Origin of the sequence: Paenisporosarcina sp. FSL H8-0542 (genome assembly GCF_038632915.1) — a bacterium.
In the GTDB taxonomy this organism is placed as follows: domain Bacteria; phylum Bacillota; class Bacilli; order Bacillales_A; family Planococcaceae; genus Paenisporosarcina.
In genome coordinates, this window is record NZ_CP152050.1 from 3,602,005 (window position 1) to 3,622,882 (window position 20,878).

General features: G+C 39.5%; 23 protein-coding genes. 3 read left to right on the plus strand and 20 right to left on the minus strand.

What is annotated here, in order from left to right; genetic code table 11:
• Window positions 1-96: 96 nt before the first annotated feature.
• Window positions 97-1,572 carry a peptidoglycan DD-metalloendopeptidase family protein gene (locus tag MHH33_RS17975; RefSeq protein ID WP_342542586.1) on the minus strand — a complete coding sequence of 492 codons (1,476 nt, stop codon included), beginning with the start codon at window positions 1,570-1,572 and terminating at the stop codon, window positions 97-99.
• A 449-nt stretch (window positions 1,573-2,021) separates the two neighbouring features.
• On the opposite strand from MHH33_RS17975, the gene MHH33_RS17980 reads away from it, so the two are divergent.
• The gene (locus MHH33_RS17980; RefSeq protein WP_231391145.1) at window positions 2,022-2,834 is read left to right on the plus strand and encodes a YitT family protein; all 813 of its coding nucleotides are present in this window, start codon (window positions 2,022-2,024) and stop codon (window positions 2,832-2,834) included.
• A 59-nt stretch (window positions 2,835-2,893) separates the two neighbouring features.
• Here the strand turns inward: MHH33_RS17980 and MHH33_RS17985 are convergent, their stop codons facing one another.
• The 10 genes from MHH33_RS17985 to rpsF all read right to left on the minus strand — a co-directional run bounded on the left by MHH33_RS17985 (window position 2,894) and on the right by rpsF (window position 12,425).
• A complete protein-coding gene (locus tag MHH33_RS17985; protein WP_342542587.1) occupies window positions 2,894-3,478 on the minus strand; it encodes a hypothetical protein in 585 nt (194 codons plus the stop codon).
• Window positions 3,468-4,391 (minus strand): hypothetical protein, encoded by a 924-nt coding sequence (locus MHH33_RS17990; protein WP_342542588.1) that lies wholly within the window; start codon window positions 4,389-4,391, stop codon window positions 3,468-3,470. Before MHH33_RS17990 ends, MHH33_RS17985 begins: the two co-directional genes overlap by 11 nt.
• 90 nt (window positions 4,392-4,481) lie before the next feature.
• Window positions 4,482-5,768 (minus strand): adenylosuccinate synthase, encoded by a 1,287-nt coding sequence (locus MHH33_RS17995; protein ID WP_016428916.1) that lies wholly within the window; start codon window positions 5,766-5,768, stop codon window positions 4,482-4,484.
• 180 nt (window positions 5,769-5,948) lie between these two features.
• On the minus strand, window positions 5,949-7,310 hold the full coding sequence (gene dnaB / locus MHH33_RS18000) for a replicative DNA helicase (protein WP_016428917.1): 1,362 nt from the start codon (window positions 7,308-7,310) through the stop codon (window positions 5,949-5,951).
• Between the two features lie 12 nt (window positions 7,311-7,322).
• Window positions 7,323-7,772: a 50S ribosomal protein L9 gene (gene rplI, locus MHH33_RS18005; protein WP_016428918.1), complete on the minus strand. Its 450-nt coding sequence runs from the start codon at window positions 7,770-7,772 to the stop codon at window positions 7,323-7,325.
• Window positions 7,769-9,745 (minus strand): DHH family phosphoesterase, encoded by a 1,977-nt coding sequence (locus MHH33_RS18010; RefSeq protein WP_342542589.1) that lies wholly within the window; start codon window positions 9,743-9,745, stop codon window positions 7,769-7,771. The genes rplI and MHH33_RS18010 overlap by 4 nt, the downstream gene beginning before the upstream one ends.
• A gap of 12 nt (window positions 9,746-9,757) precedes the next feature.
• Window positions 9,758-10,699, minus strand: a complete 942-nt coding sequence (locus MHH33_RS18015) for a DUF2232 domain-containing protein (protein ID WP_342542590.1) — start codon at window positions 10,697-10,699, stop codon at window positions 9,758-9,760.
• A 449-nt stretch (window positions 10,700-11,148) separates the two neighbouring features.
• The gene (rpsR, locus tag MHH33_RS18020) at window positions 11,149-11,385 is read right to left on the minus strand and encodes a 30S ribosomal protein S18 (protein ID WP_016428921.1); all 237 of its coding nucleotides are present in this window, start codon (window positions 11,383-11,385) and stop codon (window positions 11,149-11,151) included.
• 186 nt (window positions 11,386-11,571) lie between these two features.
• On the minus strand, window positions 11,572-12,078 hold the full coding sequence (gene ssb / locus MHH33_RS18025; RefSeq protein ID WP_016428922.1) for a single-stranded DNA-binding protein: 507 nt from the start codon (window positions 12,076-12,078) through the stop codon (window positions 11,572-11,574).
• 56 nt (window positions 12,079-12,134) lie between these two features.
• Window positions 12,135-12,425: a 30S ribosomal protein S6 gene (rpsF, locus tag MHH33_RS18030; protein ID WP_016428923.1), complete on the minus strand. Its 291-nt coding sequence runs from the start codon at window positions 12,423-12,425 to the stop codon at window positions 12,135-12,137.
• Between the two features lie 172 nt (window positions 12,426-12,597).
• On the opposite strand from rpsF, the gene MHH33_RS18035 reads away from it, so the two are divergent.
• Window positions 12,598-13,146 (plus strand): DUF3267 domain-containing protein, encoded by a 549-nt coding sequence (locus MHH33_RS18035; protein WP_342542591.1) that lies wholly within the window; start codon window positions 12,598-12,600, stop codon window positions 13,144-13,146.
• A 28-nt stretch (window positions 13,147-13,174) separates the two neighbouring features.
• Here the strand turns inward: MHH33_RS18035 and MHH33_RS18040 are convergent, their stop codons facing one another.
• From MHH33_RS18040 to MHH33_RS18055, 4 genes are all read right to left on the minus strand, one after another.
• Window positions 13,175-13,564 carry a gamma-glutamylcyclotransferase gene (locus MHH33_RS18040; RefSeq protein WP_342542592.1) on the minus strand — a complete coding sequence of 130 codons (390 nt, stop codon included), beginning with the start codon at window positions 13,562-13,564 and terminating at the stop codon, window positions 13,175-13,177.
• 70 nt (window positions 13,565-13,634) lie between these two features.
• Window positions 13,635-14,735 carry a redox-regulated ATPase YchF gene (gene ychF, locus MHH33_RS18045; protein ID WP_342543801.1) on the minus strand — a complete coding sequence of 367 codons (1,101 nt, stop codon included), beginning with the start codon at window positions 14,733-14,735 and terminating at the stop codon, window positions 13,635-13,637.
• Window positions 14,736-14,861: 126 nt separating this feature from the next.
• Entirely contained in the window at window positions 14,862-15,071 is a 210-nt protein-coding gene (locus MHH33_RS18050) for a DUF951 domain-containing protein (protein WP_016428927.1), read from the minus strand.
• Window positions 15,071-15,991 (minus strand): mechanosensitive ion channel family protein, encoded by a 921-nt coding sequence (locus MHH33_RS18055; RefSeq protein WP_342542593.1) that lies wholly within the window; start codon window positions 15,989-15,991, stop codon window positions 15,071-15,073. Before MHH33_RS18055 ends, MHH33_RS18050 begins: the two co-directional genes overlap by 1 nt.
• A 74-nt stretch (window positions 15,992-16,065) precedes the next feature.
• Here MHH33_RS18055 and yyaC point away from each other — a divergent pair, with 74 nt between their 5' ends.
• The gene (gene yyaC, locus MHH33_RS18060; protein WP_016428929.1) at window positions 16,066-16,674 is read left to right on the plus strand and encodes a spore protease YyaC; all 609 of its coding nucleotides are present in this window, start codon (window positions 16,066-16,068) and stop codon (window positions 16,672-16,674) included.
• On the opposite strand, the gene MHH33_RS18065 is transcribed toward yyaC, so the two are convergent.
• From MHH33_RS18065 to rsmG, 5 genes are all read right to left on the minus strand, one after another.
• Window positions 16,594-17,328 carry a DUF554 domain-containing protein gene (locus tag MHH33_RS18065; RefSeq protein ID WP_342542594.1) on the minus strand — a complete coding sequence of 245 codons (735 nt, stop codon included), beginning with the start codon at window positions 17,326-17,328 and terminating at the stop codon, window positions 16,594-16,596. The genes yyaC and MHH33_RS18065 overlap by 81 nt on opposite strands.
• A gap of 72 nt (window positions 17,329-17,400) precedes the next feature.
• The gene (locus MHH33_RS18070; RefSeq protein WP_342542595.1) at window positions 17,401-18,240 is read right to left on the minus strand and encodes a ParB/RepB/Spo0J family partition protein; all 840 of its coding nucleotides are present in this window, start codon (window positions 18,238-18,240) and stop codon (window positions 17,401-17,403) included.
• Entirely contained in the window at window positions 18,233-18,994 is a 762-nt protein-coding gene (locus MHH33_RS18075) for an AAA family ATPase (RefSeq protein ID WP_016428932.1), read from the minus strand. Before MHH33_RS18075 ends, MHH33_RS18070 begins: the two co-directional genes overlap by 8 nt.
• Before the next feature lie 183 nt (window positions 18,995-19,177).
• Window positions 19,178-20,041 carry a nucleoid occlusion protein gene (gene noc / locus MHH33_RS18080; protein WP_016428933.1) on the minus strand — a complete coding sequence of 288 codons (864 nt, stop codon included), beginning with the start codon at window positions 20,039-20,041 and terminating at the stop codon, window positions 19,178-19,180.
• Window positions 20,042-20,133: 92 nt separating this feature from the next.
• Entirely contained in the window at window positions 20,134-20,847 is a 714-nt protein-coding gene (rsmG, locus tag MHH33_RS18085; RefSeq protein ID WP_016428934.1) for a 16S rRNA (guanine(527)-N(7))-methyltransferase RsmG, read from the minus strand.
• Between the last annotated feature and the right edge of the window lie 31 nt (window positions 20,848-20,878).

Sequence of the window (20,878 nt, forward strand, 5' to 3'; positions counted from 1 at the left end):
TAATATTTCGACAAGATTCTTAGATAAACTAACACTCCATTGTCGATGAATATAAAAAAACGGCCAACTCTGTCGAATTGACCGCTTCCGCGTATATTATTTGTTTAAAAACTTAAGAGGATTTACGTTTACACCATTATGTTCTACTTCAAAGTGTAAATGTGTTCCAGTAGATCTACCTGTTGACCCCATTACACCTATTTTTGAACCGACAGGAACAGTTTGTCCTACGTTAACATTAATTGATGCTAAGTGAGCATATGTTGTTTCATAACCATTTTGATGATCAATAACTACTTTGTTACCGAATGTACCATCTGCTCCAGCAAATTTCACAACGCCGTTATCAGCTGCTTTAATTGCAAAGCCGTCAGGACGTGCAATATCGATTCCACGGTGCATTCGTCCCCACCGTTGTCCCATCCCACTAGATATGTAGCCACCTTCTGCCGGCCATGCGAACATACCTGACCCACGAGATGGAACGACTTTAATACCTTTTAAAATAATATTGTTTTTCACTTCTTTTACTACTGCTTCATCTTTAATTGATTTGCCCACGCGTGTCCCGTTATTCTCACGGATAACGTATGTCATTTCTTTGGCACCATTGCTGCCTTCTTGAATGACTTTGGAATCCCCTTTAAGCATATCTTTCGATTCGCGTACTTGGTTTTCAAATTGAATTGCTTCTGTCACTCTTTTCTCGCGAACAACTTCAATGTTCACTAAAGGTTTTAAAGCTGTTACCTTCAATTTCTCTCCAATTTGAAGAACGCTATTTTCGTTGACACTTTTGTTCAGCTTTGTTAAATCCGCTGTAGTCAAATCATGGTTTGCTGCTATTTTGCTGAATACATCTCCAGATTGTACGGTATATGTTTTCTCTTCCAAAGCACCTTTTTGAAGGTAATCTACTGCTTGATCAACAGTTAAAACCTTTTCTGGTTTTGCTTGTTTCGTAACACCTGAAATTGATTCTTTTAAATTAATATCCAAAACTCGTGTTTCATTGTTCTTTAATGGGGGTAAAGAATTGTTAGAATCTTTTCGATTTTCCAATTCGGTGAGTTCTTTTTCAGAAACGGTCTGAAGTTTCAGTTTGCGGATTACTTCATGATATGCTTCCAAGTCTTTGACGTAGACGGCAATCTCGTCATTGACCGACAAGGCAAATGCATCCGCTGTGACAGTTACCAGATTGTCCAGCTTGTCTAATGTTTCCTTATCATTTGTTTCTGCATTAAAAACTTGTTCTGAGATGATGGATAAATTGGAGCCACTTAGATTTAGATCTTTGTATTGGGAGCTTGACTCAGTAATTTTTTCATTAACAAGCTCTTTTACTGCTTTTTCATCTGAAACCGTACCTACATATTCGTCATTTGCATATATATGAAAAATTTCCTGTAATTGACTGTCCTCTTTGTCTTTTGCAAAACTGATATTAAATGTAAAGCTTGAAGCAAGCACTGCTGTTATGGCTGCTTTTTTCATTATATTTGATGTGCGGTTTGGCTTGCGGTCGGATGAAATCTTATCCCCATCACCAGTATTCCTTTTCAAATGCATGATAAAGCCCCTCTCAAAATTTCATCCGTAAAACGAATGGTTCTTTTTATTGTGAAAAATTTCACGCCCCTTTAATTTAACATATCCTTTTTAACACTGGTAAAGAAATGTCATTTTGTAAAGAAAATGACTCATTCTTACCATCAATTGCATTTAATTGTTTTATTTTGTAAGTTTACACGGGCTTTTCTCTTAAATCAATTGAAGATTCAACATATTTTTTCTATCTTTCGACCCTTCTCATTCATATTTCATGTACTTTTTTGTCATTTTTGTAATAATAATAGCGTTCTTCTATCGAATATCCTTAATATAGGGTAAAATAAGAGTATTCAAGGCGAAATGAGGTATCCCATTTGACAGACGAACAACAAGAGAGAAATGCCAAAATAAAAACCGCATACGTACATCGTCGGGCTTCCAAAACCGTAATAGCGAAGCGCATCTTCATGATTATTATTGGTGCCGTATTTATGGCAATGGGAATTGAGTTGTTTTTGGTACCAAATCATTTATTGGATGGTGGAATTGTCGGTATATCCATTATCTTGTCTCACCTGACTGGACTTCAAATTGGATTATTTATTTTCCTATTAAACATCCCCTTCTTTTTTTTCGGGTATAAACAAATTGGGAAAACATTTGCCCTTTCTACTGTATTAGGAATTACGGTTCTTTCTATTTGTACATACTTTTTACATCCAGTTGCACGTTTTACTGATGACTTGTTACTTGCTACCGTCTTTGGCGGCATTGTACTTGGCATTGGTGTCGGTCTTGTCATTCGCTACGGTGGCTCATTGGATGGAACTGAAATTTTAGCTATTTTGTTCAGTACGAAAAGCGTTTTTTCCGTCGGGGAAATCATTATGTTCTTCAATTTGATAATCTTTACTGTCGCTGGTTTTGTCTTTACTTGGGAGCAAGCTATGTATTCCGTACTCGCTTATTTCATCGCTTATAAAATGATCGATATTGTCATTCAAGGCTTTGATGAATCCAAGTCGGTTTATATTATTAGTGATCTTGTAGATGAAGTCGGCGAAGCGATTATGGATCGTCTCGGTCGTGGAGTCACTTATTTACATGGAGAAGGCGCATACACAGGTGATGATAAAAAAGTTATTTTCACCGTTATTACACGTCTGGAAGAAGCAAAATTAAAAACAATCGTGGAAGATATTGATCAACAAGCGTTCGTCGCCATTGGCAATATTGCTGAAGTACGCGGTGGACGATTCAAGAAACGTAATATTCACTAATATGCACTCTATATAAAAATGCGCTGCCCAATATTGGGACAGCGCATTTTTTAATTGGGTCATTCCATTGGATATACCCGTCCCTGGTCGGGTGGGAAGGTTTTCTGTAGATTACGGAGAGTGATAATAAACGCGACATGAACACTGAGCGTCAACACAATAATAGCTACCGCAACTGTAGACTGAACATCCTGTTTCATATTAATTAAAAACGACTGAATAAAAGTTGAAGTGAGTGTTATGGTCATATAGACAATCATAATTTTTTTAATGCCATTCTGTTTTTCAGCCGCTTCAATCGGATAATCCACTTCATGTATCAGCATTCTGAATACATAATACATCAAAATTAAGTCAATCAGCGTGACACTAAAGCCATATACCAGCCAAGATGTACTGTTAACTTGCATTTGAGTGAGTACTTCTCCTGATAAAAACAGTGTAGGAATGGATAGAGCCATTAGGACAAAAGCAGTTATTACAGCTTTTTTAGCATTCGGCTTTCCTGCGGCAAGTTGATGAATGCCTGATGCGATCATCATATATCCCAGTGGGTCAGGAAGAAAATCGAAAAAAATATGAACGTCCAGCAAAACCAATAAGAACCCGGCAATCATATACTTGAATGCTCTTCTATTTGCCATCTTTCACCACTTTCTCCAACATGCTCCGTAGATCTTCATCTGAAAGCTGTGGAATATGATGCAAGGGAAATGAAGCCGTAAAAAACTGTCCAGCAGCCGTTTCCCCTTCCCATGGAATCCATGCATCGATTGCCTTATTATTAGTCGACTCTATTTGTATGTATAAGCCGACACTACCTTGTGGTTCCAATACGATGGGCCAATTGACGTCTTTGGCAAGAGGTTGTTTTACATCGCTCCAATTAGGCATAACTTCTGCTTGATAGATAGGATCGGGAATTCGGGCTTCTTCTCCTTCATAATGTACTTTCACTTGAACATCCTTCGCAATATTTTCAGGCACAACGAATTCTTTCATTTTTAACTGTTCTTCTGCAGAATATATGCTGGAATGAAGACCGTCTGAAGTACTTCCAGTCGATATGCCCTTCAATTTAGGATCTTGTCTGAGCGTTGACGGCGTGATTCGAATTTCTCCGATGTCAAAATGTCCAGCCGTTCCGTCACTGAATTGTAGGAATACATTGGTCCCTATATAGGACTTATCTTCTTCGCCTTCAAGAGACAGCATGGATGGGTCAAATTCAGCTTTCAGTAGAAGATGTTGATTGAATTCCTGGACGATATTTGCTGAGTTGTATATCGAATTCTGGTTTCCATGTAACCACATGTCATTGCTCGGTGAGACGTTCGGGAGCGAGAATCCATCCACTTCAATCGTTTGGAGAATTGCCGGATTGTTTTTATTGGTCAAATAGTAAATGTTGAATAGGTGTGTCTGGTCCATTGGTCGTTCGATATAATGTTCCAGAACAATGGGTTCATCCAAAAATTTCGCCTCGTAAGTGGTTATATTAATCGTCCAAGCCACAATGATTGCCAGCAGTGCTCCCCAAAACCAAAATCTCTTCATTTATTTTCAACCCCAAATCGTATGAAAATTCACATTACTTTTACATACGAAAAAGAACGGGAAAAGATTCCTTTTCCCGTTCAATAAAATTTAGCGCCAAACGCTCGCAATGATATTTGTTTGATTTCGATCTGGTCCTACTGAGAAAATCGAAATTGGAACACCAGTTAATTGTGAAATGCGTTCCAGGTAGTGTCGTGCATTTTCCGGAAGCTCATCGAGTGATTTACAAGATGTCACATCTTCGCTCCAACCTGGCAATTCTTCATAGACAGGTTTACAGTCAGCCAGCATACGTAAGTTTGCTGGGTATTCCGTAATCAGTTCCCCGTTGTAACTGTAAGCTGTACAAATCTTCACTGTTTCCAAACCAGTTAACACATCAATCGAATTGACCGTTAGATCTGTTAAACCACTCACACGACGTGCATGACGTACAACTACACTGTCGAACCAACCGATGCGACGTGGACGACCAGTTGTTGTCCCATACTCTTTACCGACTTCACGAATTTGATTGCCGACTTCGTCAAACAATTCCGTTGGGAACGGACCGTCTCCAACACGAGAAGTATATGCTTTACATACACCAACCACATGGTGAATTTTCGTTGGTCCGACTCCGGCACCGATTGTAACGCCACCCGCTACTGGGTTAGATGATGTTACAAAAGGATAAGTACCTTGGTCGATATCAAGCATAACGCCTTGTGCACCTTCAAACAGTACGCGGCGGCCTTCATCCAATGCATCGTTCAATACTTTAGATGTATCTGTTACGTACTTCGCAATTTCTTGCCCGTAGCCGTAATACTCTTCAAGAATTTCTTCTTTTGTAAAACCTTCTGTCTCATAGAACTTATCGAACAAACGATTTTTCTCTTCTAGATTACGTTCAAGTTTTTCTTCAAATACTACTTTATCAAGTAAGTCGGCCATACGAATACCTACACGTGCTGCTTTATCCATGTAAGCCGGTCCGATTCCTTTACCTGTAGTTCCAATCTTATTTTCACCACGACGAGCTTCTTCCACTTCGTCTTGCTTCAAGTGGTAAGGTAAAATGACGTGTGCGCGGTTAGAAATACGTAAGTTTTCTGTCGTTACCCCACGTTCATGTAATCCTTTTAACTCTTTCACTAATGCTTTAGGGTCGACAACCATACCGTTACCGATTACTGAGATTTTGTCTTTATAAAAAATACCTGATGGAATCAAGTGAAGCTTATACGTTTCTCCACCGAAAATAATGGTGTGTCCAGCATTATTCCCACCTTGATAACGTGCAATTACTTCTGAATTCTCGGATAGGAAGTCGGTAATTTTCCCTTTACCTTCGTCTCCCCATTGTGTTCCTACTACTACAACTGATGTCATAATCAGCACCTCCGTCAGACGCTGTCACGCGTCCTGAATCAAACAGTGTTATTGTATCAACTGAAACGGCTGAAGTCAACCAAAAACAAGAAAAAACACGAACGGAAAAATGTTTTCAGACATTTATCGTTCGTGTTTTTGCATCAATCACAATTTAAAGATATTTGCTGCTAGGCTTTTCTAGTAATCCGGGGTAGGTTGCTGGTGCTGGCTCCAGTCAATGTTAACGAATTTGTTGAACTCTTTAACAAAAGCCAGGGTTACCGTCCCTGTCGGACCATTACGTTGTTTTGCGATGATGATTTCAATCATGTTTTGATTCTCGGTTTCTTTATCGTAGTAATCCTCACGATATAGGAACGAAACAATATCGGCATCTTGCTCAATACTTCCGGATTCACGTAAATCGGACATCATCGGACGCTTGTCCTGACGTTGTTCCACACCACGGGAAAGCTGTGACAAGGCGATAACTGGAACTTGGAGCTCACGAGCAAGGGATTTTAATGAACGGGAAATTTCCGATACTTCTTGCTGACGGTTTTCTTTCCCATTCCCGCTTCCTACAATCAGTTGCAAGTAATCAATCAAAATCATGCCAAGTCCATACTCTTGTTTCAAACGACGGCACTTCGAGCGGATTTCATTAATCCGAATACCCGGTGTATCGTCAATAAAAATACCTGCGTTGGATAAACTCCCCATCGCCATTGTTAGTTTGCGCCAATCTTCAGCAGTTAATGCACCTGTACGTAAAACTTGGGCATCAATATTTCCTTCTGCACACAGCATACGCATGACAAGCTGCTCAGCACCCATCTCCAAACTGAAGATGGCTACGTTCTCTTCTGTCTTCGTTGCTACGTTTTGCGCTACGTTTAACGCAAACGCTGTTTTACCAACAGACGGACGTGCGGCTACAATAATTAAATCGTTCCGTTGGAAACCGGCTGTTATACGGTCTAAATCACGGAATCCTGTGGGAACCCCTGTTATATCGCCCTTACGTGAATGGAGAAGTTCAATGTTGTCATACGTTTGAACAAGTACATCTTTAATGTGCCTGAAATCACCCGCATTTTTTCGATTGGAAACTTCCATCATTTTCTTTTCGGCTTCAGATAACAAGGCTTCGACTTCGTCTTCACGCGTAAAGCCATCTTCGACGATATTGGTCGCTACGCGAATTAATCGTCGCAGTAACGCCTTTTCTTCAACAATCCGTGCATAATGTGCGATATTTGCGGCAGTTGGTACTGAATTTGCAATTTCCGATAAATACGAAAGTCCACCGACATCTTCAAGTTCTTTTTTCGATGCCAACTCTTCCGTCACTGTTACAACGTCAATTGGTTTTCCTTGATCACTGAGGCGATTCATCGTTTGGAAAATCTTCTGATGTGCCACGCGATAAAAGTCTTCGTATTGTAGAATTTCTGCTGCCGTAATGAGCGCTTGAGGCTCTAAAAAGATGGCCCCTATCACGGACTGCTCGGCTTCTTGGTTGTGAGGGGGTATCCGGTCCATCATGGGCTCGCTCATTAACGTCACTCCTTACGCTTCTTCTGTTACGTGTACTTTCAATGTTGCTGTTACTTCTTGATGTAATTTAACTGGAATGTTTGTATATCCAAGTCCACGAATGGCATCGTCCAATTCCATTTTACGTTTGTCGATTTTAATACCTGTTGTTTTCTGAAGTTGTTCCGCGACTTGTTTCGTTGTTATCGAACCAAACAAACGGCCACCTTCACCTGATTTTGCTTTTAGTTCTACCGTAATTTGCTCTAACTTCTCTTTTAACTTTTTCGCTTCTTCATGCACTTGTTCTGCATGTTTATCTTCTTTACGTTTTTGACCATCTAATGCGCTGATTGTCGCTTGATTAGCTTCAGTCGCCAAATTGTTTTTCAATAAAAAGTTATGCGCATAGCCATCTGCTACATTTTTGATTTCGCCTTTTTTCCCTTTGCCTTTAACATCTTTCAAGAAAATTACTTTCATGTTATTTGGCCTCCTTCGACAATTTCAATGATTGCTAATTTTAGTTGTTCAATGGCACTTTCAATCTCTTTATCATGAATCTGACAAGCAGCATTGGTTAAATGACCACCGCCACCGAGCTTCTCCATAATTAATTGGACATTGATTTCACCCATAGAACGGGCGCTGATGCCAACGTCTCCATTATTTTTTCTTGCGACCACAAATGATGCAGAAACATCCTTCATTGTCAGTAAAATATCTGCGGTTTGTGCTATAAGCACCTGGCTATAGGAATTTGTTTCTTCCCCATGTGCTATCGCAATGCCTTCTCGGAAAAACTCAACTGTCTGGACAATTTTAGAACGTTCAATATATGTTGCAATATCTTCTTTTAGTAAGCGCTGAACTAGCACCGTGTCCGCTCCGTTTGTACGTAAATACGAGGCTGCTTCAAACGTTCGTGCACCCGTTCGAAGGGTAAAGCTCTTCGTATCGACAATTATACCGGCAAGCATTGCAGTTGCTTCTAGCATCGTTATTTTATCATGTTTCGGTTGATATTCGAGCAATTCCGTTACAAGCTCTGCTGTTGATGATGCATATGGCTCCATGTAAACAAGCATTGTATTCGAAATAAATTCTTCTCCACGGCGATGATGATCAATCACTACTACTTTTTCAGCTCGATTCAACAGTTTTTCATCAATGACCATACTTGGTTTATGCGTGTCCACGACCACAAGCAATGTACGATCGGTTAATTTAGATAAAGCTTCTTCAGGTGAAATAAAGCGTTCAAATAATTGTGGCTTGTTTTTCACTTCTTCCATCAACCTGGTCACACTTTGGTCGAGTTCATCAAAATTGATGACGACATAGCCATTGATCTGATTCATCTCTGCCATTTTCCGTACGCCGACAGCTGCACCGATTGCATCCATATCGGGCAATTGATGCCCCATGACAAACACTTGGTCACTATCCTGAATTAAATCACGCAGCGCATGTGAAATGACGCGTGCCCTAACTCTCGTTCTTTTTTCAACCGGGTTGGTTTTTCCGCCGTAAAATTTCACTTTTCCACTTGGTTGTTTAATGGCTACTTGATCTCCGCCACGTCCCAATACCAAATCCAGACCCGACTGCGCAAGTTGGCCAAGTTCTACCAATGAGGATGACCCGGCACCCACACCGATACTCAGTGTTAATGCCAAATTCAATTTGGAGGTTGCTTCTCTAATATCATCCAAAATAGAAAACTTCGTTTTTTCAAGTTCCAGTAATATGGATTCATTCAATACAGCTAGGAATCGGTCAGATGAAATTCTTTTGACATAAATGCCGTGTCCCGCTCCCCAATTATTGACGAGCGACGTTACCAAACTATTTAACTGACCGCGCGTCTGGTCATCCATTCCTTGTGCCAGCTCATCGTAATTATCAATGAACAGCACACCAATTACGCTGCGATCTGAATAGTAAAGCGTCTCAATTTCTGTTTGCTCGGTGATATCAAAGAAATAAAGAAGTTTTTCTTCTTGTTTGTAAAATACTTTAAATTTCTTACCGGACAAGCTGACGGTCTGCTCTTTATTATCTTCTTGCTTTACAAATGAATGGAATTCATCTGACAACGTAAATAAATCTTCACCAATGAGTGAATCAAATTCAAGCTCTCTCGACATGTACGGGTTCGCCCATTCAATGGTCCAATTTTCATTGACCAATATTATTCCTATGGGCATTTCAAGTAATGCTTCTTCGCCAACCCGTTTCATGCGATATGAAAGTGTTTCAATATGTTTTTCGGTCTCTTCGTATAAACGTTTCTCCATTTGCCAGCCAATAACCAAGACAATGAGGAAAAGAGCAGCAACAATGCTTCCTATCCACATTTGCCAGTATAGGAGCAAAAAAGCGCTTATTAGGCCGAGCACTGATAGAAAAAATAAAGGGACACGAATGGGTCTTTTTCTAAAGAATGCTGACATTTGTTCAGCTCCTTACTTTTTGTTCTTGTCTTTGACAAATGAACGAATGTTGAAACCTAAATCGAATATGCCTAATAACACCGTTAACGATTGTAAAGGGAACGCTAAAAATGTTGCAACAATTGCAACCCATTTCGGCCATCCTTTTTCATGGATGTAAAAATGGATGAAAGATATTCCCTGTAAAGTAAGCATTACACGGAGCATCATAGTTACGTTGGCTAATACCATAAAAGCAAATGTTCCCTGAGTTAATTCAACAAATAAAGTTACGACCATGACAATCATGTAGTACCATAATATGGATTTCGGTAACCGCATGTGTCTAATTGCCGGAAACTTTGGTACGTCCAAGCCTAATTTTCGCAAAACTGGCAACTGGATATTGATGAATACAAATACAAAGCAGAAAATTCCAAGTATCAGGAGAGTTGGCATGACAGTTTCGAACATGAATAAAACATCCGAAATGGTCTGATCGTAATTTTTAGGTAAAGTATTATATTGTTCCAGGAACGTACCCAATTGATCATATTGATCTTTCGTGTATACTAACATTTCTTTCACAGGATTGAATTTGAAGAGCAGTACAAGGATTACATATTCAATGACGATGCTTACTATCAAGACAATCGCCGAAGCCATTAACATGAACAGCTTACTTTTCTTCAAACGAATCGTATCTCCGATAATAAAACCGAGCAAGACATGAATCAGAGCAAAAGGTATGGCCATTAACCCTCCAACGAAATAGGAAATACCCATACTTAGTACAACAACATAAATAGAAGCAGCCCGACTAAATTTCGCACTATACCAAGCTATTGGCAGAGCGAGGAAGAGTATTGTAATCAAATTCAGCACAGGCACATAAAAAGAAACAGCCAACAAAATAGAAAACAGCGCAATTATCATTGCACCTAATGTCAGCTGTTTCGCTTGTTCATTCGGCATTCAAGATCCTTCCTAACTTAAAAAACATGTATTCACTATCAGATGTCCCAATCACATAGTCATTATCAAAGCTGTTTTACTACTTATCTAATTTTTCAAGAGAATGGACAACTATATCTTCCTATTGTATCATGTCGGTCCAGTTGCAACAAAAGTTCCAAATGAAATGATTTTGGCACATAAGAAAAGCTCAAAGCGCCATGTCGTTGTGCTCCTGCGGTTACTCGTCGCAGAGGAAAACCTTGCTCCTGCGGTTACTCGTCGCAAAAAGCTTCTTTTCGCAACGCCTTTATGTCGACCCACCTGTGCCCAAGCTTAGATGCGAGCTGGCGACCGGAGCTAGACATAACGTATCTTGAAAGAATAAGAAATATTGTCAAAAATTCATACTTTCTTATAATATAAAAAAAGACCGGTTTCCCGGTCTTTTAAGCGTTCAAAAGCATTTCTTATCTCTCTTCAGTAGAGAATGGAAGTAATGCCATGATACGTGATAATTTGATTGCTGAAGTCAGTTTGCGTTGGTATTTCGCGCTTGTTCCAGTAACTCGACGTGGAAGAATTTTTCCGCGTTCTGATACGAACTTTTTAAGCAAATCAACATCTTTATAGTCGATATGCGTAATATTGTTAGACGTGAAATAGCAAACCTTTTTGCGTCTTTTGCCTCCGCGACGTGGTGCCATATCGTTTCGCCTCCTTAGTGTTTGGTTTTATTTTGGGTGTGCGTTAAAGTCAATTCGCTATCTGGTAATGTCTAGCTCCGAAGGCCAGACCGCACCTCCGTTTCACCATCTCATTCGAAAACGAGTTTTCGATTCGTTGGTTCCAACGTCGGAGTCGGTCTTTCATGGCCTTCTACGCTTTTCTAATTAGAATGGTAAATCGTCGTCTGATACTTCGATTGGGCCGCTTCCAGAAGAGAAAGGATCTTCATCTACACGTGTATAGTTTTGCTGATTTGGTGATTGATTCTGTTGATAAGATGGATATTGATTGTTTTGGTTTGAACCGCCACCATAAGGTTGTCCTTGTTGTGGACGATCTCCGCCAGAACTATTACGTGGTTCAAGGAATTGAACACTATCAGCTACAACTTCAGTCGTGTAAACACGCTTTCCATCTTGGCCTTCATAGCTCCCAGTTTGAATACGCCCTTCTACACCTGCCAAACTACCTTTTTTAAGGAAGTTTGCTGTGTTTTCAGCTGGCTTTCTCCAAACAGTACAGTTAATAAAATCCGCTTCCTTTTCACCTGACTGGTTAGAGAATGAACGATTTACAGCTAGTGTAAAACGCGCAACTGCTACACCACTTGGTGTATAACGAAGCTCCGGATCTTTTGTCAGTCTTCCGACTAATACGACTCGGTTAATCATCAGAATACAACCTCCCTCGTCTGCAAGTTGTTTCGAGTATACTCGATGCTAAATTCTTATTTATCTTCTACGTTGACAGCTACAAAACGAATAATATCTTCGTTAATGTTAGCAAGACGGATGTATTCATCGATTGCTCTTGAATCAGCGTTTGCTTTCACGATTTGGTAGAAACCTTCGCGGAAGTCATTGATTTCGTAAGCTAAGCGGCGTTTGCCCCACTCTTTAGACTCGATGATTTCAGCACCATTCGTAGTCAAGATTTCGTCGAAACGAGCTGTAAGAGCTTTTTTCGCGTCATCTTCGATTGTTGGTCGAATGATGTACATTAATTCGTACTTTTTCATCTTTTTGCACCTCCTTATGGACTTAGGCCTGACTGTTGACAGTAGGCAAGGAGCAAGTAACGTTCATTACTCACATCAATTGATTGTAACACACACAATGACCACGTGCAACTACTGATTTGGTAGACAACTTAGGCTTTTCAGCTATACTACCTATTATGAGGTGAGAATAATGAATGATTTCGATACACCCACTAAAATCATTGATTTGGACATTCAAAAAATCGGCAAAACAAGCTTAGTATTAACGGTCGTCTTAAGCGTGGTACTTTTGCTATTAACTAGTATTGTGCATCAAGATTTTGCATTTGAACCATCCTGGCTCGGATTGCTCCTATTCATCATTGGCTATATCCTATTAATCATTTTGCATGAAGCAGCACATCTAGTCGGCTTTGTCATATTTGCTAAAGTTCCATGGCGTTCGCTTGACTATGGCTTTAATTTGAAACTGGGTGTTGCCTACGCGACAACTACTGAACCTGTTCAAAACAAAGCGATGAAAAGAGTGTTAATCCTGCCATTTTGGACAACAGGTGTATTACCGGCCGTCATTGCTATTTTCCTTAATAGTCCGCTTCTCGCATTACTAGGAGCCTGGCTGATTGCTGGTGCCGCTGGTGATTTTGCCATGATTAAAGAATTACGGACTGTACGCGATGATGCTTGGATCAAGGATGACCCAGAACGACCAAAATTATATGTGTTTGAACAACAATAAAGCTGCTTCCATTTGAAATGGAGCAGCTTTACTTTATTTCTTGAGATTTACGATAAGTAATCCAGTCTCCGGATGAAATTACAACTTTCTTCATCGTTTCATCACATACAGTGTACACAATGGCTTCTAAGATGCTATCTTTTGTTTTTATATTCACCATTTGTTTCGTATACAGATCCATTTCAGGGTCCCCTGTATAACCTTCAAGCTCATCTAAATCCACCCACATATGATCGGGTACTTCGTAAACATCCCCTATTACTATTGATTCCTGAGCTAGCTCGATTGCAGGATAACCATCTCCTGTATCATACATAATCGCCGGAAGCGTAACCTTCTCATATAAAAGTTGTGCACCTTCGAGAACATGATGATTCTTTTCTCCATAAAGCAACGTCCCATATGCAAATAACTTCATACGACATTCCCCTTTTGTCTCTATAATTCAAAAAAGGGTCAGCCGACAAGTCGACTAACCCGAAAATATTTTATACGTTGAAACGGAATAACATAACGTCGCCGTCTTGTACGATGTATTCTTTACCTTCCAAACGCACTTTCCCTGCTTCTTTTGCAGAAGCCATTGAACCGTTTGTAACCAAGTCATCATAAGAAACAGTCTCGGCACGGATGAAACCACGTTCGAAGTCTGTATGGATGACGCCTGCACATTGAGGTGCTTTCATGCCTTTACGGAATGTCCAAGCACGAACTTCCTGCACGCCTGCTGTAAAGTATGTTGCAAGTCCCAATAATTGATATGCGGCTTTTACAAGCTGATCCAGACCTGATTCTTTAATCCCCAACTCGTCAAGGAACATCGCTTTCTCTTCCTCGTCAAGCTCAGCCATTTCTTCTTCAATCTTCGCACACACAACAATAACTTGTGCATTATCTACTTTAGCGAATTCACGAACTTTTTGAACATATTCATTTTCATCTGCATTCGCAATTTCGTCTTCTGCCACATTTGCTACATACAGCATAGGTTTGATTGTTAATAAATGAAGACCTTTAACAACGCGTAATTCTTCTTCTGTAAATTCAACAGAACGAGCTGGTTTCTCTTCTTCAAAAGCATCACGAAGTTTGACCAATACTGGCTCTTCAACCATAGCATCTTTGTCTTTTTGTTTCGCCATTTTGCCTACACGTTGCAAACGTTTTTCAACGCTTTCCAAGTCAGCCAAAATTAACTCAAGATTGATTACTTCGATATCTGAAATCGGATCTACTTTCCCTGCTACGTGTGTAACATTCTCATCAGCAAAACAACGTACCACTTGGCAAATTGCATCTACTTCACGAATGTGAGCCAAGAACTTATTTCCTAGTCCTTCACCTTTACTGGCACCTTTTACAATCCCGGCAATATCAGTGAACTCAAAAGCTGTAGGAACAGTTTTCTTTGGAACAACAAGTTCTGTTAATTTATTTAGACGCTCATCCGGCACTTCTACAATTCCAACGTTTGGATCAATTGTACAGAATGGATAGTTTGCAGCTTCTGCGCCTGCTTTAGTTATTGCATTAAATAGAGTAGATTTACCGACATTCGGCAAGCCCACGATTCCCGCTGTTAACGCCATATTAGTTCCCAACCTTTCATAACTTACGAGTTCTATATTCATGTGTGTATAGTCATTTTCAACGCTTGATTGAAGCTTTTACTTTTCATTTAACTAATCTATTATAAATTTTTGTCAACCAAAAGTCTATTCCTCTGTAGAAGGCTCAGCTGCTTTAATCACTTTTTTCATCTTTTTCTCGAATTCTCTTCTTGGAATCATCACACTATGCTGGCAACCTTCACATTTTATCCGCACATCTGCGCCTGTGCGAATGATTTTCCATTCGTTCGTTCCACAAGGGTGCTGCTTTTTCATTTCAACAATATCACCCAGCTCAAAGGATTTCGTGTTCATCAGACTTTCCCCTTATCTTCAGACTTCACAGGATCTCCAGTACCCGAATCAACCGATCCCGTTTTCTTTTGGTACATCACCATTTTCGGATATGGAATTTCGATTCCATGTTCGTCCATGAATATTTTCAGGTCACGACGGATTATTCGCGCTACTGCGAAATGTTGCATCGGCTTTGTTTCCGCAGTAATACGCATGACCACTTCAGAAGCAGCTAGATTTTGAACACCCAGTAACTCAGGTTCTTTAACCAATTGCTCGTATTTTTCAGGAAGACTCGATAAAAACTCTCCAATAAGCTCTTCCGCTTTTGGAATATCCGTTTCAAGTGCAACACTCACGTCGACAATCGCAATTGAATTGTTTAATGAGTAATTGATAACTTCCACAATCGTTCCGTTAGGGAAAATGTGAATCTCCCCGTTTAATCCTTTTAATTTAGTTGTTCGCAAACCAATCTCTTGTACAGACCCTTCTGATGCACCGATTCGCACATAGTCTCCGACAGAAAATTGATCCTCAAAAATAATAAAGAATCCCGTGATGACATCACGAACTAAGTTTTGTGCGCCAAAACCAACCGCCAAACCGAGTACCCCTGCCCCAGCCAGCAAGCCTCTCACATCAATCTTCAATGCGGAAAGGACTGCCAGAAGCGCAGCAAAGTATACAACATACGCAACTACATTTTCGAGTAATTTGAGTAATGTATTCTGTCTGCGTTCCGAGTAGCGCAAGGGTGATTTCATACGGACTTCAAATACTTTACGAATGACCACTTTAAATATTTTCACAAAAATTCCTGCTAAGAACATAATGAATATTACTTTTAGCGTAATAACGCCAGCAGCAATCCATATTTTCTCATCTAATAGAAAATCTTTGACACTTTCAAACGTCTTGTTAATGTGAATGTTCACTTGATAACTACCACCTTTTTGAATAAAGCCCATTTCTAATACGTATACTACGAAAAAAGAGAGTGAGCTAACCTATGTTTGCATTTTCGTCTCAATTACATTCGGAAGATTTTTCCTATCAAGATTCAGGTGTTGCCTGGCGCTTAAGCTCGCTTTTTCTTCAACTTATACCATTTGATAAACCGAATCTCACTTTTTGTTGCATAGGCACCGACCGGTCTACTGGAGACTCTCTAGGACCATTAATCGGAACTTGGCTTCGCGACCATCCTACATTTCCGTATGAAGTAATTGGTACTTTGCAGCAACCTTTGCACGCTTTGAATTTACAACAAACAGTCGAGTCACTTCAAGCGAGAACATTAACTCCTTATGTAGTTGCCATAGATGCTTGCTTAGGGAAAGTTGAAAAAATTGGACATATTGTTATCGAAAAAGGTCCTCTTTTCCCCGGCAAAGCAGTAAAAAAGGAATTGCCGCCTATTGGAGACCTTTCCATTAAAGGCATTGTAAATGTTGGTGGTTATCAGGAATATACCGTCTTGCAAAACACTAGACTTCAATTACCTTATGATATGGGCAAAGTTTTGTCCCGTGCTCTTCTACTCGCTTGGCAAAGGCACCAAATGAAAATAGTACGCAATAGCCATGACGATAGCTACCACGAGAATGCCTGGCAGTAAATTGGCTACTCTTATCTTGGTCAAACCAATCATATTTAAACCAATTGCCACGATCATGATTCCGCCGGTTGCAGTCATTTCCTGAATATATAAAGCGAGTGCTTCTTGTGGAATAACACGGCTGATTTGAGTGGCAAAAAGTGCGATCGTGCCTTGATATAAAATAACCGGAACGGCTGACAAAAGAACACCAATTCCCAGAGTGGTAGCCAATATGATCGAAGTAAACCCATCTATCAACCCTTTTACAATTAATAAATCATGATCATTTCGCAGTCCACTATCTAAGGCTCCAATGACTGCCATCGATCCAATAACGAAAATCAATGTAGCTGATACAAAACCCTGTGCAATACTTATATTTTCGCCTTTTTTGTTTTTGCCAACTTTCGATTCCAACCAATGGCCAAATCGATTGAGTTGATGATCTAAATCAATCCACTCTCCAATGACTGCACCAACAACCAAACTAATAATAACGATTAAGAACTGACCGCTTTCAAAACCCATTTGAAGTCCTATAACAGTAACAGCAAGCCCAATGGCATACATCACTGTTTGCTTCATATTTTCCGGGATGTTTTTCAACAATCTTCCAATGATTGTTCCCACAATGATGAGAAGCGCGTTAATCAATGTCCCTAATAACACCATACGGAACTCCTCATTTCAGCTAAAAATAGAACCTATCCCCTCAAAGTTAAATCCTTTAAGGGAATAGGCAGTTTAGTCTTCTAATAATTCTAAAATACGTTCAAGATCATCTTCAGAGAAAAACTCAATTTCGATTTTCCCTTTGTTTTTCGATTTCTTGATTGAAACGGTTGTGCCGAAATATTCACGCAGTTGTGATTCTTTTTCTTTAATAAAGATATCTTTGTTTGGAACTTTTGATGTTTCACGTGAAACATCTTCATTCATTCTTTGAACGAGTGATTCAAGTTGACGAACATTCAAGTTTTCTTTCATCACTTTTTCAGCAATTGAAGGTATCAGCTTTTTACGCTTTAATCCAAGCAATGCTCGCCCATGTCCCATTGATAGTTTATTAGATGAAATTAGCTCTCGCACAACATCAGGTAATGAAAGCAGACGGATATGATTGGCAATATGAGGACGACTTTTCCCTAAACGAAAAGCTAATTGCTCTTGTGTGAGGCTCAGGTTTTCCATAAGGTTTTGGTATGCATCTGCTTCTTCAATCGGTGTTAAATCTTCACGTTGTAAATTTTCAAGAATCGCAATTTCCATCATTTGTTGATCTGTGAATTCACGAATTACAGCAGGAATCTCTTTCAAACCGGCAGCTTTTGATGCTCGGAAACGACGTTCCCCTACAACAATTTCAAATGACTTATCTCTTCTTCTTAAAATAATCGGTTGTAAAACACCGTGTTCTTTAATGGATTCAGTTAACTCAGCTAATGCTGTTTCATCAAAAATTTTGCGTGGTTGATATGGGTTTACTTTAATATCTCTTACAGATACTTTTTCAACACTTTCCATTTGATTGATTGATTCTCCTGGAAATAGTGCATTAATTCCTTTACCTAAGCCTTTAGACATTACGAATCACTTCCTTCGCCAAATCTAGATATACTTCTGCACCACGAGATTTTGGATCGTAAATAATAATAGGTTCTCCATGACTTGGCGCCTCGCTTAAACGAATATTACGAGGAATAATCGTTTTATACACTTTATCTTGGAAGTATTTTTTTACTTCTTCAATTACTTGGATTCCGAGGTTCGTACGTGCATCAAACATTGTCAATAAAACTCCGTCAATAACAAGTTGATTATTTAAGTGTTTTTGTACTAATCGAATGGTACTCAATAACTGGCTGAGACCTTCCAATGCGTAATACTCACACTGCACTGGAATTAAAATAGCATCTGAAGCCGTCAATGCATTGATCGTCAGCAAACCTAGTGATGGGGGACAGTCTATGATGATATAATCATATTCTTCTTTCACTTCTTGAAGGGCCCTTTTTAAACGCACCTCACGAGAAATGGTAGAAACTAGTTCAATTTCAGCACCCGCCAATGAAATTGTTGCAGGAACTACATGTAAATTTTCAACTTTAGTTTCCAAAATCACTTTCTTTACGTCTATATCATCTATTAGAACATCATAAATACATTGTTGTACGTCACCTTTATTAACGCCAACTCCACTTGTAGCATTTCCTTGGGGATCCGTATCCATTAATAATACTTTTTTCCCTAAGTACGCAAGGCATGCGCTCAAACTTACAGATGTTGTCGTTTTACCCACGCCGCCTTTTTGATTGGCGATCGCAATGATTCTTCCCACGCTTGCACCTGCTTTCCTCTAGTTGTCGCTTCTCAGCATTTCTTCCCAGATAGTTCTAGCTTATCAGAACTTTCCGCTTTTCCTTTCATTCTAACAAAATTTTGATTAAAAAAGGATTATATTCTGATTACAAACAAAAAAACTCTTGCCATTTTCAGAGCAAGAGTTCACGATTTCGTAATATCAAGATTTCTTTTTCGGGATTTTCACAGTAATTTGGTAGAAATCCTCAAGTTCTTCTTCTTCCGTTTCCATCTTAATTCCCGTTTTTGCAACCATCGCAAATGACTGTCTGAGTGTATTCAGTGCAATCCTTACATCACGACTAACCGTCTTTCTTTTCGGCTTTTCTTTTTTACCTTCAACGACTGGTGGGTTTAACAGGTCCTCCACTTTCTTTTCCAGTTGCTTCACATTATATTGTTGCTCCACTACTTCCTGGAAAAGTGCGATTTGCTGTTCTTCTTCTTTAATGGGCATGAGTGCTCGTGCATGACGCTCTGAGATTTCACGCTTCAAAATTCCATCCTGAATCACTTGTGGTAGTTTCAGCAGTCTTAATTTGTTGGCAACAGTTGATTGACCTTTGCCTAAACGTTGAGCCAAAGCTTCTTGCGTAAGTTCATGAAGTTCCAACAACTTTTGATAAGCCAATGCTTCTTCAATAGCTGTTAATTCTTCGCGTTGTAAATTTTCAATTAAAGCAATTGATGCTGTTTCTTTATCACTTAAATTACGCACGATAGCAGGAACTTCTTCCCACTCAAGCTTCGTCATCGCACGGAAACGACGTTCCCCCGCAATAATCTCATATCGTCCATCTTCCATTTGACGAACTACGATTGGTTGAATAACCCCGTGTGTATGAATGGTACGAGCCAATTCTTCAATTTTGGACTCATCAAAAACAGTCCGCGGTTGAAAACGATTCGGAACAATCGATTGCAAAGGGATTTTCATTACTTCTTCATATTGTTCAACTGTTTGCTTTGTAGCCGCTATCTCTTTTTCGCCACTCCCAAAAAAACGTGAAAAAGGACTTTTCATCCCCTGGCACCACCTTTAAGAAACTACCTACTTGTATTAATTCGAGACAAATCTCTTCAATCCTTTATTAATGTTTCACGTGAAACACAATATTACAATGGAGTTTTATTTGGAACTCCAGGTTTTCTTGGATATTTTTTAGGAGTGCTCTTTACTTTATTAAAAACAAACAATGATCTTTCACTATTTTCTACAGGCAGTGTGAAAGAATATTCTTGAATTTTTTCAGCACCCAAAATTGTTAAAGCTTTTTTTGCATCATTTAGTTCGTCTTGAGCCGCTGCAGCTTTCATCGCCACAAACTGACCTCCGACTTTAACTAATGGTATGCAAAGTTCCGACAATACAGATAATCTCGCTACCGCTCTCGCTGTGACAATATCATACTGTTCCCTGTAAGTTGGATTTTGTCCAAATTCTTCTGCTCGGGCATGTACAAATTGAACATTGGAAAGTCCCAATTGCTCACTTAAATGTGTGAGAAATTGAATCCGCTTGTTCAATGAATCAACAATAGTTACATGCAATTGAGGGAAACAAATTTTCAAAGGTATACTTGGGAATCCCGCTCCTGCACCTACATCACAAATTGATTGGCCTTTGGAAAAATCCACATAAAAAGCCATGCTGATTGAATCATAAAAATGCTTTAAGTAAACGGATGGTTGATCTGTGATTGCAGTTAAGTTCATTTTTTCGTTCCACTCAACAAGCAGTTCGAAATATTTATGAAATTGTTGAAGTTGTTCAGGGGTTAAAATAATCCCTTTTTCTCTTAGTGCTTCAACAAATTGTTGTTGGTTCATATTGGACCCCTTCCGTATATGAAGAGTGGCT

Excerpts from the sequence above, each read along its gene's own strand:
- MHH33_RS17975 (WP_342542586.1), bottom strand. The coding sequence starts at position 1,572 with ATGCATTTGAAAAGGAATACTGGTGATGGGGATAAGATTTCATCCGAC.
- MHH33_RS17980 (WP_231391145.1), top strand. The coding sequence starts at position 2,022 with ATGATTATTATTGGTGCCGTATTTATGGCAATGGGAATTGAGTTGTTT.
- MHH33_RS17985 (WP_342542587.1), bottom strand. The coding sequence starts at position 3,478 with ATGGCAAATAGAAGAGCATTCAAGTATATGATTGCCGGGTTCTTATTG.
- MHH33_RS17990 (WP_342542588.1), bottom strand. The coding sequence starts at position 4,391 with ATGAAGAGATTTTGGTTTTGGGGAGCACTGCTGGCAATCATTGTGGCT.
- MHH33_RS17995 (WP_016428916.1), bottom strand. The coding sequence starts at position 5,768 with ATGACATCAGTTGTAGTAGTAGGAACACAATGGGGAGACGAAGGTAAA.
- dnaB (WP_016428917.1), bottom strand. The coding sequence starts at position 7,310 with ATGAGCGAGCCCATGATGGACCGGATACCCCCTCACAACCAAGAAGCC.
- rplI (WP_016428918.1), bottom strand. The coding sequence starts at position 7,772 with ATGAAAGTAATTTTCTTGAAAGATGTTAAAGGCAAAGGGAAAAAAGGC.
- MHH33_RS18010 (WP_342542589.1), bottom strand. The coding sequence starts at position 9,745 with ATGTCAGCATTCTTTAGAAAAAGACCCATTCGTGTCCCTTTATTTTTT.
- MHH33_RS18015 (WP_342542590.1), bottom strand. The coding sequence starts at position 10,699 with ATGCCGAATGAACAAGCGAAACAGCTGACATTAGGTGCAATGATAATT.
- rpsR (WP_016428921.1), bottom strand. The coding sequence starts at position 11,385 with ATGGCACCACGTCGCGGAGGCAAAAGACGCAAAAAGGTTTGCTATTTC.
- ssb (WP_016428922.1), bottom strand. The coding sequence starts at position 12,078 with ATGATTAACCGAGTCGTATTAGTCGGAAGACTGACAAAAGATCCGGAG.
- rpsF (WP_016428923.1), bottom strand. The coding sequence starts at position 12,425 with ATGAAAAAGTACGAATTAATGTACATCATTCGACCAACAATCGAAGAT.
- MHH33_RS18035 (WP_342542591.1), top strand. The coding sequence starts at position 12,598 with ATGAATGATTTCGATACACCCACTAAAATCATTGATTTGGACATTCAA.
- MHH33_RS18040 (WP_342542592.1), bottom strand. The coding sequence starts at position 13,564 with ATGAAGTTATTTGCATATGGGACGTTGCTTTATGGAGAAAAGAATCAT.
- ychF (WP_342543801.1), bottom strand. The coding sequence starts at position 14,735 with ATGGCGTTAACAGCGGGAATCGTGGGCTTGCCGAATGTCGGTAAATCT.
- MHH33_RS18050 (WP_016428927.1), bottom strand. The coding sequence starts at position 15,071 with ATGAACACGAAATCCTTTGAGCTGGGTGATATTGTTGAAATGAAAAAG.
- yyaC (WP_016428929.1), top strand. The coding sequence starts at position 16,066 with ATGTTTGCATTTTCGTCTCAATTACATTCGGAAGATTTTTCCTATCAA.
- MHH33_RS18065 (WP_342542594.1), bottom strand. The coding sequence starts at position 17,328 with ATGGTGTTATTAGGGACATTGATTAACGCGCTTCTCATCATTGTGGGA.
- MHH33_RS18070 (WP_342542595.1), bottom strand. The coding sequence starts at position 18,240 with ATGTCTAAAGGCTTAGGTAAAGGAATTAATGCACTATTTCCAGGAGAA.
- noc (WP_016428933.1), bottom strand. The coding sequence starts at position 20,041 with ATGAAAAGTCCTTTTTCACGTTTTTTTGGGAGTGGCGAAAAAGAGATA.
- rsmG (WP_016428934.1), bottom strand. The coding sequence starts at position 20,847 with ATGAACCAACAACAATTTGTTGAAGCACTAAGAGAAAAAGGGATTATT.